Raw genomic sequence first — 11,469 nt, 5'->3', positions numbered from 1 at the left:
CATGCCCACCGCCCGCCCGGCCCCCGACGGCACGGCCACCGCCCGCCCGGCCCCCGACGGCACGGCCGGCCGGCCCCTCGACCTCAGCCTGCTCTACCGGGGCCCGCTGGCCTCCTGCGACTACGACTGCCCGTACTGCCCGTTCGCCAAGCGGCGCGACACGCCCGAACAGTTGCGCGCCGACCGTGCCGCACTGGAGCGCTTCACCGAGTGGGTGGCCGGCCGCGCCGGCACCGGCGACACCGTCTCGGTTCTGTTCACCCCCTGGGGCGAGGGGCTGGTGCGGTCCTGGTACCGGCGTGCCATGGTCGAGTTGAGCCGGCTGCCGCACGTCCCTCGGGTCGCCGTCCAGACCAACCTCAGCTGCCGCACCGGCTGGCTGGCCGAGGCGGACCTCGCCGGCCTCGCGCTCTGGGTCACCTACCACCCCGGCCAGGTCGACCACGACCGCTTCCTCGCCAAGTGCCGCGAGCTCGACGCCCTGGGCGTGCGGTACAGCATCGGGGTGGTCGGGCAGCCGGAGCACCTGGCGGCGGCCCGCCGGCTGCGCGCCGAACTGTCCCCGGCGGTCTACCTCTGGATCAACGCCGCCGAGGGCCGCCGCTACACCGACGCCGAAGCGGCCGACTGGACCGCGCTCGACCCGCACTTCGGCTTCAGCCGGAACGCCCACCCCAGCGCCGGCCGCCCCTGCCGCACCGGCGAGTCGGTCCTGTCGGTCGACGGTGACGGCACCGTCCGCCGCTGCCACTTCGTCCGCGAGGAGCTCGGCAACCTCTACGACGGCTCCTACCGGCCCCGGCTCGCCCCACGTCCCTGCCCGCTGCCGGTCTGCGACTGCCACATCGGCTACGTCCACCTGGAGACCCTGCCGCTGTACGACGTCTTCGCGGGCGGCGTCCTGGAGCGCGTCCCGCACGCCTGGTGACGAGCCCTCACGCGGAAAACCGGTTGCGGGCCGGACACACCGCGTGACACCGTGACCGTGAGCGTTTTCAGCTTCGCCACCCCGGGGTGACGCTGTGGCCCTCGCTTGAGTCCTGGAAACTGTTCGGCCGGGCCCGCCGGGCACAGTGGCTGGCTTGTCTGCGAAAGTCGCGGGCGGGCACTTCGCTGAGGGGCCGACCCTGCGCTTCGGGGAGGAGGACAATCATGGGGATGAATGGAACACACGCTCGAAGTACCATCCCTGCAAGGTTCTCCGGCCGATACTTCTCAACCTCCGCAGTGGCGTAGTCGGACGGAGACTCCCTGCAGAGAGGGCAGAGAGCGATGAGTGTGGCTGAGAGTTGGTCGCGTGTGATGAGTCTTCTTCGGGAGCACGCGCCGGCCGATCACGCGGATCTGCCGGGGCCCGCTACGGAGCAGATGCTCGCGGCAGCCGAAGAGCGGATGGGGATCTCCCTGCATGTGGACCTGCGGACGTGGCTGTTGCAGAACAATCCGGATCTGCCGGAGGAAGACGTCGACGACGACGTGATGTGCTGCGGCTTCGACGGGTTCCCCGACGAGGGAAGCTTCTTTCTGGGCATCCGGGCGATGGAGAGGCTTTACGCGAACCGCTCGACGTCCTGTGGATTCGACCCTCCGGACCAGCCGGACTACCCGTTCTGGCGTAACAAGTGGATCCCGTTCCTGTCCGACCAGGACGGCTGGAGAGGAAAGTTCATCGATGTGCGGGACGGGCGTGTCGGCAACTGGTTCGTGGGTGAGATCACGGTCACGGGCGAGTACGAGTCGATGGCCCAGTACTTCGACTCCGTGGCAGAGACACTGACGAGGATCGCTGATGGAAGCTCCCCGGTCTGTCGGTTCACCGAAGGGCGACTTGTCTGGTCGTGAGACGGTCCTCACCTGGATGACGGCCATTGCCAAGCCGCCCTCACCTTGGAACGACAATGAGCCTCGTCAGCGTTGACGTTCCAGCGGGAGGATGGCTGCGGCGATGACGGTCATCCGGTTGGGGCTGCAGCGGGCCCGGCGGAGGATCTGCCAGGACTTGAGTCGCACCAGAGCGTGCGGCAAGTCGAGTGCGGCAGGACGGGGAACCAACGAGGCGCCTGCGCTGATGAATTGAGACGTCGAGCACATCTCACAACGGCACGGGAGCCTCGTGTGTTACGGGACGTGGCCCGTCACCCGATCAGTGGCTACTCTGAAAGAGCTCCGTGATCAGATGACGGTGATACCAGAGAAGGGGTTGCTCATGACAGGCTGCGCCGTACCGGGCCTGGTGCTCGGCGACTCGCCGGTCCGCACGTCGACCGGGGAGCCACGTCTCGTCTGACCCACCGTTGTTCCCCTCCTCGTCGGCGTGCTCTTCGTGCCCATCCGCACGTTCGACCGCGAGGAGTCCCGGTGCCCGCAACCGACCGCACCGTCACCACCCCTGTCCCTGGCCCTGTCACCACCCTGCCCGCCCGCTGGCACAGTGAGAACGGCACGCCGCCGCCCGACCGCGTCGTCCTCGCCGACGACCGGCTGCGGGCCGACACCGCCCACCGGCTGGCCTCCGACGGCGACGCCCTGCTCTGGCAGGGCGACTACCACGGTGCCCGCCAGTTGCTCACCGCCCTCGCCCGCCGGGTCGAACGCGAGAGCCGGCTCGAACGGGAGGCCTGCCGGGGCCGCGCCGCCGGCCCGACCACGGCGGGCGAGGTGTTCCGGGAGCAGCGCCGCGAGCGGGCCCGGGCCGCCCACGTGCTCGGCCGTCTCGTGGTGCGTTTGGAGGACGACCACGCCCTGCTCCTGCGCCGCGCGCCCGACGTCCGGCAGGCCTGCCGGGAGGCGTACGGCCCGCCGGACGGGGCCCGGGTGGTCGCCCTGCGGGAGCTGCTCGGCGTCCTCGGCGCGCAGCAGTGGCGCGAGCGGGGCGTGGAGGTGCCCGCGCTCGGCGCGCGCGTCCATCCGCACTACGGCGTGTTCTCCCCGGTCCGCGGCGAGTACGTCGACCTGGTGGCCCGCGCGCCATTGCCCGCCGCCGCGCTCGGCCACGGCACCGCATTCGACCTCGGTACCGGCACCGGGGTGCTGGCCGCCGTACTGGCCCGACGCGGGGTCGGACGGGTGCTGGTCACCGATGCCAATCCGCGCGCGCTGCGCTGCGCCCGCGACAACGCGCACCGGCTGGGCCTGGCCGACCGCATCCGACCGGCCGGGACCGGCCTCTATCCGCCGGGCTGCGGACGGGCCGGTCTGGTGGTCTGCAATCCGCCGTGGCTGCCGGCCGAGCCCGCCTCCGCCCTCGAACTGGGCGTGTACGACCCCGGTGGCCGGATGCTGCACGGCTTCCTCTCCGGGCTGGCGGAGCGGCTCGTACCCGGCGGCGAGGGCTGGCTGGTCCTCTCCGACCTCGCCGAACACCTGGGGCTGCGCTCGCACACCGACCTGCGCACCGCCTTCGCCACCGCCGGTCTGCGCGTCGTCGGCCGCCTCGACGCCCGCCCCCGGCACCGCCGGGCAACCGAGGCCGCTCGGCGCGCCGGTGCCCGGCAGACCGACACCCGCCAGACCGGCGCCCGCACCGCCGATCCGCTCGACGCCGCCCGGGCCGCCGAGGTGACATCGCTCTGGCGCCTCGCCCCCGCGTGACGTCCCGTCGTCCGCCGGACACACCGGGCCATGCCCGGAATCCGGCGGGCGTTCCGCGTGGCCACCGCGGGTCCGCCGTACCTACGCTGGAGGGACGAGGAGGCGATCAGCATGCTTGGAGACGCACCCCTGGTGGCGATCATCCCTGCCGCCGACCTGGCCCGGGCGAAGGCCTTCTACACCGACACCCTCGGCCTCAAACTCACCGACGCCGGCCCGGAAGGCGACCTGACCTTCGAATGCGGCGGCACCGAGTTCGGCATCTACGAGACACCCAGCGGCGGCCAGGCCGCTCACACCCTGGCCAGCTTCAAGGTCCCCGACCTGGACGCGGAGATGACCGCGTTGCGCGGGAAGGGCGTCGTGTTCGAGGACTACGACATGCCCGGACTGAAGACCGTCAACGGCGTCGTGGAGGCCGAAGGCATGCGCGCCGCCTGGTTCAAGGACAGCGAGGGCAACATCCTCTGCCTGAACGAGCGGACCGCCGGCTGACGGCCGCCGGTTCCGACACCGTCTGAGCGCCCGGCCGGGCCGACCCGGCCGGGCGTCGGCATGCCCGTCGCCGCCCGGCCTCGAAAAGGATCTCCGACCCCGCCGGAATCGCAGCGCACGCGACCGGAAATGTCCGCACACGGATCTCCCATTGCCATGATCCGTATTCCAAATGCCCGATTTGCGCCCATATCGAACATGACGTCCGCTCTGCATCGTTTGGTACACGAAGGGCGTTTTGCTGTTTCGCGCCCGACCCGTACCCCCGACGATCGGCGGGGTTCATCGACCGGGATTTGACGCCGGACGATCGCCTTGGGGATAGTCCATTCCGGACCGACCGGGCGATACCACCGATCTCCTGCTCGGGGGCGAGGAGACCGGGGGTGCGATGCGATTTCCGAAAACCATGGGGACGGTGCTGGCTGTCGCCCTGAGCACGCCCCAGGCACACATCGGCGCGGCCCCGAAGGAACTCATGGAGCCGGTCTCGGCCGTCGCACCCGCCACCACACCCGCCGTCGCGGGCGACGAATCGTTCCTGCAGATCGTCGCGCACCAGGACGACGACCTGCTCTTCATGACCCCGGACCTCAACCGGCAGTACGCGGCGCCGTCCGTCACCGTCTATCTGACCGGTGGCGAGGCGACGGGCACCGCGTTCCCCAGCCCGTGCGCCTACTCCGAGAGCCGGGACACCGGCGCCCGGGCCGCGCACGCCCGGCTCGCCGGGGTGGCCGAGCCCACCTGGAACACCACCGCACTCCGGCTGGCCGGCGGCAAGACCGTCCAGGTGGACACCCTGGACCAGGCGCCGCAGATCAAGCTGGTGTTCCTGCGGCTGCACGAGGGCGGCGACGCCAACTACCCCGCCGGCGGCGGCCGGGCCACCCTCGACACCCTGTTCACCGAGGGTCCGGGCGGCCCGTCCCACCAGGCCACGCTCGGCAGCCTGCCCGCGGACGGCGAGTGCGACCCCGCGTACGCGAACCAGGACTACACCCACGACGAACTCGTCGCCACGCTCACCGAACTGATGGAACGGTTCCGCCCGACCGTGCTGCGCGCCCAGGACCCGCGCGTGCCGTACGGCTACAGCCGTGATCCGCTCAATCCCGCCGACCACGGCGACCACATCGCCGCCGCGCGCTTCGCCGGAAAGGCCGCGACCGGTTATCACGGGCCGGACGGGAACGGACGGGTGATACTCCGTAACTATCGCGACTACAACGTCCGGATGGACCCGCCGAATCTGCCCGCGAGTGCCGCGAAAGAGAAAAGGAAGACCTTTCTCGCCTATCTCGGGCCCAAGCGTCCCGCGCCCGGCGGAGGGTATTCCGCGGCATACGATCCGCAGCCGAATCCGGACGAGCCGCATTTCTACGCGGACTTCCCGTCGCGGCAGTATCCGCGGTGGTCGAACGGCACCGCCTGGGCGGCCCAGGACGGCACCGGCGCGCTGAACGCCTTCGCGGTGCTCGACAACCGGGTGCAGGTCTGGCGGGAGTCCGAGCCGGGCGGTACCTGGAGCGGGCCGGTACCCGTCCCCGGCGGCGAGGGCCTGGCGGCCGCGCTCGGCGTGGTGCGGGACGCCGCCGGGCTGATCCACCTGTTCGGCGTCCGGCTGAGCGACGACCGGATCGTCACCGTCGCCCAGACCGCCCCGGGAAGCTGGGGCGCGTGGACGGTGCTCGGCACCCCCGACCCGGCCGCGCCGGGGTTCGTCGGCAGTCCGGTCGCGGTGCTCGGCGGCGACGGACGGCTGACCGTCTTTGTCCGCAACACGGGCGGTGGCGTCAGCGCGCTCGGCCAGCTGCCGGGGGGCGGCTGGCCGGCGGAGTGGACCGACCTCGGCGGTACCCGGGTGCGGGACGGCCTGGCCGCCGTCCTCGCCGCCGACGGCGGGATCGAACTGTTCGCACCGACCACGGACGGCATCGGACACTGGCGGCAGCCTTCGCCCGGTGGCCCGTTCGTCCGGGACACCGCCTTCCTCGGGCCCGCCCCGGCCGGCCCGGTCACCGTGAGCCGCACCGCCGACGGCCGCCTGGAGCTCTTCTTCCACCAGGCCGGCACCGGACAGGTCGTCACCCGCTTCGTGCGCCCGAACGGCTCCTGGACCACCACGCCCGAGTCGCTGGGCGGCCCGGCCGGTCTGGAGGGCGTCGCCGTGGTGACCGGGAGCGACGGTCGGACGACCGTGGCGATCCGCAACGGCGCCGGCGGGATCAGCCTGGCCTCGCAGTCGGCACCCCACCGCCTCGGCACGCAGTGGTCCGACCTCGGCCGGCAGGTCGTCGGCGCGCCGACCGTGGTACTCGACGCCGCCGGCCGGCGCGTCGTCCTGGCGCTCGGACCGGACGCCGTCCTGCGCACCACGCGGCAGACCGAGCCGGGGGCCGACAACCCGTTCGGCGCCTGGCAGCCGGCCGGAAGCTGAGGCCGGCCCCCGCCGAGGGGTGGGTCAGTCCTCCGCGGCGAGCCCCGGAACGGCGGTGTCGAGGGCGAGGGTGACCTGATCCAGCAGGGCGCGCAGGGCAGCCAGCTCCTCGACGGGCAGGCCGGTGGCGGCGAGCAGCCGGCGGGGCACCCGGCCGGCCCGCTCGCGCAGGGCGGAGCCCTCGTCAGTGAGGCTGACGGTGACCGAGCGCTCGTCCTCGGGGCTGCGCTCGCGGCGCACCAGTCCGGCCGCCTCCAGCCGCTTGAGGAGCGGGGAGAGGGTGCCCGAGTCGAGTCTGAGGTACTCGCCGATCCTCTTGACCGGCAGGTCGCCGTGCTCCCAGAGGACCAGCATGACCAGGTACTGCGGGTAGGTCAGGCCGAGATCCTTGAGGAGCACCCGGTAGACGCCCCCGAAGGCGCGGGACGCGGCGTTCAGGGAGAAGCAGATCTGCCGGTCCAGGCGCAGCAGCTCGGCGTCGGCGGGCGGCTCGGGCAGGTCGGGCAGGTCGGGCGGCTCGGGCAGGTCGGGGAGCGCGGTCATGGCTCCATGGTAGCGACGCCCCACACGCGATTGAGTTGTGCGCAATTGAATTGCGTGCTCTACTTGTCCCGGGCAGGCGGCCCGCACGGGACCGCCGGACCGAGACTTCGAACCGCAGGACGGAAGGGAACGGACATGGACGCGCTCTACACCGCAGTCGCCACCGCCAACGGCCGGGAGGGCCGCGCCGTCAGCTCCGACGGTCAGCTCGACCTCGCGCTGGCGATGCCGCCCGGCCTCGGCGGCAGCGGGCAGGGCACCAACCCGGAGCAGCTGTTCGCGGCCGGCTACGCCGCCTGCTTCGCCAGCGCGCTGGGCCTGGTCGGCCGGCAGGCGAAGGTGGACACCGGCGACGTCTCGGTGACCGCCGAGGTGTCGATCGGCCGGGAGGGCGAGGGCTTCGGCCTCGCGGTGGTGCTGCGGGTCGAGCTGCCCGAGGCGCTCGCGGGCGAGACCGGCGAGCTGCTGGTCAAGAAGGCGCACGAGGTGTGCCCCTACTCCAACGCCACCCGGGGCAACATCCCGGTCGAGCTCGTCGTGGAGTAGTCGACCAGTAGGCATGTCGACAATCGGTGATCGACGTCCGCGGGGCCCCGTCGCGCAGGTGCGCGGCGGGGCCCGCGCGGCATCAGCCCGCCGGCCCCTCGGACGGCCGCGGCGGCGCGGGCGGGACGGGCGGCGCCCCCGGCGCCGTCCCGCCGGCCACTCCACCCGCTCCCCCGCCCGGCCCGCCGCCCGCCTCGCGCAGGACGTCCAGGCGGTGCCGGTACTCCCCGGCATCGATCTCGCCGCGCGCGAACCGCTCCGCGAGGACCTGCTCGGCCGACGGCACCGGCGGCGCCCCGCTAACCGGCCCCGACGGACCCGACGGACCGGCGGCCCACGCCCCCTTGGACGGCGGCGGCGCTCCGGCCGCCCGCGACTGCCGGACCAGGACCACCGCGACGGCCACCAGCGCCAGCAGGACCAGCAGCAACCCCAGCGCCATCAGGCCCAGACCCCAGCCCCCGAACCCATGGCCGTAGCCATGGCCGTTCCAGTACCTCATCACGACCTCCTCACCGCCCCGACGGGCGGGCGACGGCCGTGACGGCCGCACCCGCCATGGGGCGATCGGCGCCTCACCACCATCGTGCGCCCGCGCCCGTCGGAGCGGTGTGAGGAGCCGGCGCGAGCGGCGACCGCGCCGGGAGGGAGCCGGCGAGCCTCCGCCGACGCCCTCCCCGCGGACCGGGAAACCCCGCTCCCGGGGCCCGCCCGCACCGGGCCGGGTACCGTTCGCCCCATGAACCACCACCCGCCGGCCGACGACCGCGAGCGCCTCGTCGCGGCCGGGGTACTGCTCCGCTACCAGGACCACCGCCCCCATCCCGCCCTCGGCCACTCCCCCATCGGCTACGTCTCGACGGCGCTCTGGTTCGAACTCACCGCGCTGGCCATCGTTCCCGCCGCGGCGGCGACGACGGCGCACGCGCTGCTGCGGTCCATCGCCGCCGACGCGGTGGACGCCGCGCTCGCGCCCGGCAACGAGTCCGCGCCCCGCGACGACCTCTACGTCACGCACCCCGCGTACATCGGCCCGTACCGCCGGGTGGTCTGGTTCCAGCGGTCGGGTCCGCGCGGGCTGATCACGGCGATGTTCCCGCCCGACCACTGATCACGTACGCCCCGGCGTTCCACCCCCGGGCCCGCCGCGCTCGACCCGCAGGCTGTGGCAGGTCCAGCCGAGCCGGTCCGGCCCGGCGGCCGGCGGGCGGGGGTGGTAGGTGCCGTCCGAGACCGACAGGTTGACGATCAGATAGGCGTGCCAGTCGGAACCCACACCGCGCCGGTCCGCGTGGATCAGCGTGCCGCCGACGAACCAGTCCACCGAGTGCGCGCCGAAGACCGTCCGGACGTCGAAGGTGGCGCCGGGGGCTATGCCGGCGTCGGCCCCGTGCCAGTACCGGTAGCCGCCCCGGACGTGGTTGGAGATCTCCAGCAGGTCCGGGTTGTCGGGGTGGTACTCGAACACGTCGATCTCGTTGCCGCCGTCCCGCCACGTCCAGATGGCCGGCCAGGCGCCCAGTTCGAGGGGCAGGGTGACCCGCGCGCCCAGGGTGTCGCCGGTGCGGACCTGGAAGCCGTCCGGGCTGCCCTCGGTGGTGAGCAGGCTGCACGTCCAGAGGTCCCCGCCGTACCGCCGGGCCGCGGTGAACAGGCCGTCCGGGCAGTAGGCGCGGCCGAGGTAGTCGAGTTTGTGGTCGCCCCGGTTGGTCGGCCCCATCCGGGGATAGGCGCTGCTGCGCCCCGCGACCCACTGGCTGGTGGATGTGAAGTCGGCGTCGAACACGACGGCCACGGCTGCCTCCCCGGAACCCGGCGGCGCGGCGGCCCACTACCGCCGCACACGCTGGGTGAGATACCCGGCACGCAACGCGATATTCGAACCGGAGGCTCCGGGTCCAGCCGGACACCCGGTCGAACGGCGCGGCGCGGGCCCGACGCGCGGGCGCGCGGGCTCAGCCGATGGGCGCAGGCGCGCCGTCCCCGCGCGCGCCACCGTCCCCCACGCCCCCTGACCCGAACGGGGAGCCGTCCTCGGGGCCCAGCCCGCCGAAGGTGTCGGCGCTCAGCCGGTCGGTCACCGAGACCACGCCGTCGACCGAGCGGCAGAGGTTCAGCACGATCGGGACGAGGTGCGGCTCGGGCACGGTGCCGCTGAGCACCACCCGCCCCTGGTCGACCTCGACCCCCACCGAGGCGGGGCTCACGCCCTCGACCCGGCCGAGCACCTCCTCCACGATCTCCCGGCGGATCACCCGGTCCTCGCGCAGGAAGACCCGCAGCAGGTCACCGCGGCTGACCATGGCGAACACCCGGCCGTCCTCGTCCAGCACCGGCAGCCGCTTCACGCCGTGCCGGCTCATCATCCGGGCCGCCGCGACCACGCTGGCGTCCGGGGTGGTGCAGACCACCGGGCCGGTCATCAGATCGGCGGCCGTGACCGCGCCGTCCGGGCCGGTGCGGCGGAGGTCCGGCGGCGGCATGTGGCTCCCCTGGTCCTCCTGGGAGGCCAGGGTGAGAAGCAGGTCCGCCTCCGAGACGATGCCGAGCGGCCGGCCCTCGCCGTCCACCACCGGCACCGCGGTGATGTCGTACTCGGCCAGCAGCGCGACGATCTCGCGGAAGCCCGTCTCGGGAGCGACCCGGACCACGGGGCTGGTCATCACTGATTCGACGGTGGCATGCCGCACGCCGGTTCACCTCGTCCGAAGGCGCGGTCCGACCGGACCCCTTCGTCCGATCGGCTGTACCAGGAGCATCTCCCCCGACCGGGCGATCCGCCAGGGGCCAAGGGGCTGAATCGGCGGGACCAAGGGCCTTCCCCACCCTACGCCGGTCCGACCCGGGCGGCACCGGTCCGCCCCGGCCACCCGCCCCAACCGCGTGACGCCGAACGGACCGCCGCCGGGCCGGCCTCACGACAGGCCGGACCGCCGCCGGGCCGGCCTCAGGACGGGTCGCCGGGGACGGCGGCGAGCACGATCTGCAGGATCGGGCCGGCCGAGGCGCCGCCCGTGACGCCGTGCTCCGCGCCGCCGCGGACGATGGCCGGCTGGTGGAACCGGCCGGACGCCGCGGTCGCCGTGACGGACGCCATCACCAGCGGGTTCGCCTGGATCCGCCCTGGCCGATCACCGACGCGGCCTTCTCCGTCTCGTCCTTGGGCACCGGCACCGAGCCGTCGTAGGACGGGATGCCCACGTGCCACTCCTGCCCGACCCCGAACACACCCGAACACGGCGCCGCCATCCGGCGGATCATGAGCCTTCAGGTCTGGCCGCACCGGCTGGCCTCCGGCTTCCCCTTCGACGACGTGCACGTCGCCGGGAAGACCGGATCCCTGCCGACGCTGCGCAACGAGGTGGGCGTCGTCGAGTACCCCGACGGCGGCCGCTACGCCGTCGCCGTCCTCACCCGCACCGCCCACACCGCCCACACCGCGGCCACCCTCCCCGCGGCCGACACCGTCATCGGCACGGCCGCCCGCCTCGCCGTGGACGCGCTGCGCGGCCGCTAGCCGTCCGAGGCCGGCTTCCACGGCTTCGGACGGCCTGCCGCCTGGAGGAGCGCCTACGGGTGGGTGTTCTTGACGTTGGGCTGGGTCTTCTGGTTGTAGATCTCCACGTTGTCCGCGTTGTAGGCGTGGATGTAAGGGGCCGGGGGGTTCCCGTTGGGGCCGGTGGAGATGGCCGCCGTGTGGACGAACGCGCCGCCCGCCATGACGGCCGGGTACTGCGTCGGGTCGTCGCCGTAGCTGACGGTGACCTTGGCGACCTCGGGCGTGTAGTGACCCGCTCCCAGCGAGAGGTACTGCCCGGCACCGGCCGGCGTGCTGAAGCTGTCGAAGAACTCGA

General features: G+C 73.2%; 11 protein-coding genes and 3 pseudogenes. 8 read left to right on the top strand and 6 right to left on the bottom strand.

The window, feature by feature from the left end; all coding sequences use genetic code 11:
• Nucleotide 1: 1 nt before the first annotated feature.
• The 5 genes from ABTX81_RS36835 (at nt 2) to ABTX81_RS36810 (ending at nt 6,526) form a co-directional block, all read left to right on the top strand.
• Complete coding sequence (locus ABTX81_RS36835; RefSeq protein ID WP_350554787.1) at nt 2-928, top strand: STM4011 family radical SAM protein; 927 nt, start codon at nt 2-4, stop codon at nt 926-928.
• Between the two features lie 344 nt (nt 929-1,272).
• A complete protein-coding gene (locus ABTX81_RS36830) occupies nt 1,273-1,842 on the top strand; it encodes an SMI1/KNR4 family protein (protein WP_350554785.1) in 570 nt (189 codons plus the stop codon).
• Nucleotides 1,843-2,358: 516 nt separating this feature from the next.
• A complete protein-coding gene (locus ABTX81_RS36820; RefSeq protein WP_350554783.1) occupies nt 2,359-3,591 on the top strand; it encodes a methyltransferase in 1,233 nt (410 codons plus the stop codon).
• A 111-nt stretch (nt 3,592-3,702) separates the two neighbouring features.
• Entirely contained in the window at nt 3,703-4,086 is a 384-nt protein-coding gene (locus ABTX81_RS36815) for a VOC family protein (RefSeq protein ID WP_350554781.1), read from the top strand.
• A gap of 418 nt (nt 4,087-4,504) precedes the next feature.
• Nucleotides 4,505-6,526 (top strand): DUF8189 domain-containing protein, encoded by a 2,022-nt coding sequence (locus ABTX81_RS36810; protein WP_350554779.1) that lies wholly within the window; start codon nt 4,505-4,507, stop codon nt 6,524-6,526.
• A 24-nt stretch (nt 6,527-6,550) separates the two neighbouring features.
• Here the strand turns inward: ABTX81_RS36810 and ABTX81_RS36805 are convergent, their stop codons facing one another.
• Nucleotides 6,551-7,069 (bottom strand): MarR family winged helix-turn-helix transcriptional regulator, encoded by a 519-nt coding sequence (locus ABTX81_RS36805; RefSeq protein WP_350554778.1) that lies wholly within the window; start codon nt 7,067-7,069, stop codon nt 6,551-6,553.
• A gap of 135 nt (nt 7,070-7,204) precedes the next feature.
• Between ABTX81_RS36805 and ABTX81_RS36800 the strand changes: the two genes are divergently transcribed.
• Nucleotides 7,205-7,615 carry an organic hydroperoxide resistance protein gene (locus ABTX81_RS36800; RefSeq protein ID WP_350554776.1) on the top strand — a complete coding sequence of 137 codons (411 nt, stop codon included), beginning with the start codon at nt 7,205-7,207 and terminating at the stop codon, nt 7,613-7,615.
• 82 nt (nt 7,616-7,697) lie between these two features.
• Here the strand turns inward: ABTX81_RS36800 and ABTX81_RS36795 are convergent, their stop codons facing one another.
• The gene (locus tag ABTX81_RS36795; RefSeq protein ID WP_350554774.1) at nt 7,698-8,117 is read right to left on the bottom strand and encodes an SHOCT domain-containing protein; all 420 of its coding nucleotides are present in this window, start codon (nt 8,115-8,117) and stop codon (nt 7,698-7,700) included.
• 237 nt (nt 8,118-8,354) lie between these two features.
• Between ABTX81_RS36795 and ABTX81_RS36790 the strand changes: the two genes are divergently transcribed.
• The gene (locus tag ABTX81_RS36790) at nt 8,355-8,726 is read left to right on the top strand and encodes a hypothetical protein (protein WP_350554772.1); all 372 of its coding nucleotides are present in this window, start codon (nt 8,355-8,357) and stop codon (nt 8,724-8,726) included.
• Here the strand turns inward: ABTX81_RS36790 and ABTX81_RS36785 are convergent, their stop codons facing one another.
• From ABTX81_RS36785 to ABTX81_RS36775, 3 genes and pseudogenes are all read right to left on the bottom strand, one after another.
• A complete protein-coding gene (locus ABTX81_RS36785) occupies nt 8,727-9,410 on the bottom strand; it encodes a beta-glucanase (RefSeq protein WP_350554770.1) in 684 nt (227 codons plus the stop codon). It abuts the gene before it with no gap.
• 160 nt (nt 9,411-9,570) lie between these two features.
• Nucleotides 9,571-10,278, bottom strand: coding sequence for a CBS domain-containing protein (locus ABTX81_RS36780; protein WP_350554768.1), 708 nt, complete (start codon nt 10,276-10,278; stop codon nt 9,571-9,573).
• A 284-nt stretch (nt 10,279-10,562) separates the two neighbouring features.
• A pseudogene (locus ABTX81_RS36775) lies at nt 10,563-10,840 on the bottom strand (penicillin-binding transpeptidase domain-containing protein); the annotation flags it as partial.
• A 4-nt stretch (nt 10,841-10,844) separates the two neighbouring features.
• Here ABTX81_RS36775 and ABTX81_RS36770 point away from each other — a divergent pair.
• Nucleotides 10,845-11,132: pseudogene (locus ABTX81_RS36770) on the top strand (serine hydrolase); the annotation flags it as partial.
• 53 nt (nt 11,133-11,185) lie between these two features.
• On the opposite strand, the pseudogene ABTX81_RS36765 reads toward ABTX81_RS36770, so the two are convergent.
• Nucleotides 11,186-11,469: pseudogene (locus ABTX81_RS36765) on the bottom strand (hypothetical protein); the annotation flags it as partial.

It is taken from the genome of Kitasatospora sp. NPDC097605 (assembly GCF_040302725.1).
Classification (GTDB): Bacteria; Actinomycetota; Actinomycetes; order Streptomycetales; family Streptomycetaceae; genus Kitasatospora.
This window is presented reverse-complemented; position numbering and strand designations above follow the sequence as displayed.

Coding starts and splice junctions, on each gene's coding strand:
- ABTX81_RS36835 (WP_350554787.1), top strand. CDS start 2: ATGCCCACCGCCCGCCCGGCCCCCGACGGCACGGCCACCGCCCGCCCG.
- ABTX81_RS36830 (WP_350554785.1), top strand. CDS start 1,273: ATGAGTGTGGCTGAGAGTTGGTCGCGTGTGATGAGTCTTCTTCGGGAG.
- ABTX81_RS36815 (WP_350554781.1), top strand. CDS start 3,703: ATGCTTGGAGACGCACCCCTGGTGGCGATCATCCCTGCCGCCGACCTG.
- ABTX81_RS36805 (WP_350554778.1), bottom strand. CDS start 7,069: ATGACCGCGCTCCCCGACCTGCCCGAGCCGCCCGACCTGCCCGACCTG.
- ABTX81_RS36800 (WP_350554776.1), top strand. CDS start 7,205: ATGGACGCGCTCTACACCGCAGTCGCCACCGCCAACGGCCGGGAGGGC.
- ABTX81_RS36795 (WP_350554774.1), bottom strand. CDS start 8,117: ATGAGGTACTGGAACGGCCATGGCTACGGCCATGGGTTCGGGGGCTGG.
- ABTX81_RS36790 (WP_350554772.1), top strand. CDS start 8,355: ATGAACCACCACCCGCCGGCCGACGACCGCGAGCGCCTCGTCGCGGCC.
- ABTX81_RS36780 (WP_350554768.1), bottom strand. CDS start 10,278: ATGACCAGCCCCGTGGTCCGGGTCGCTCCCGAGACGGGCTTCCGCGAG.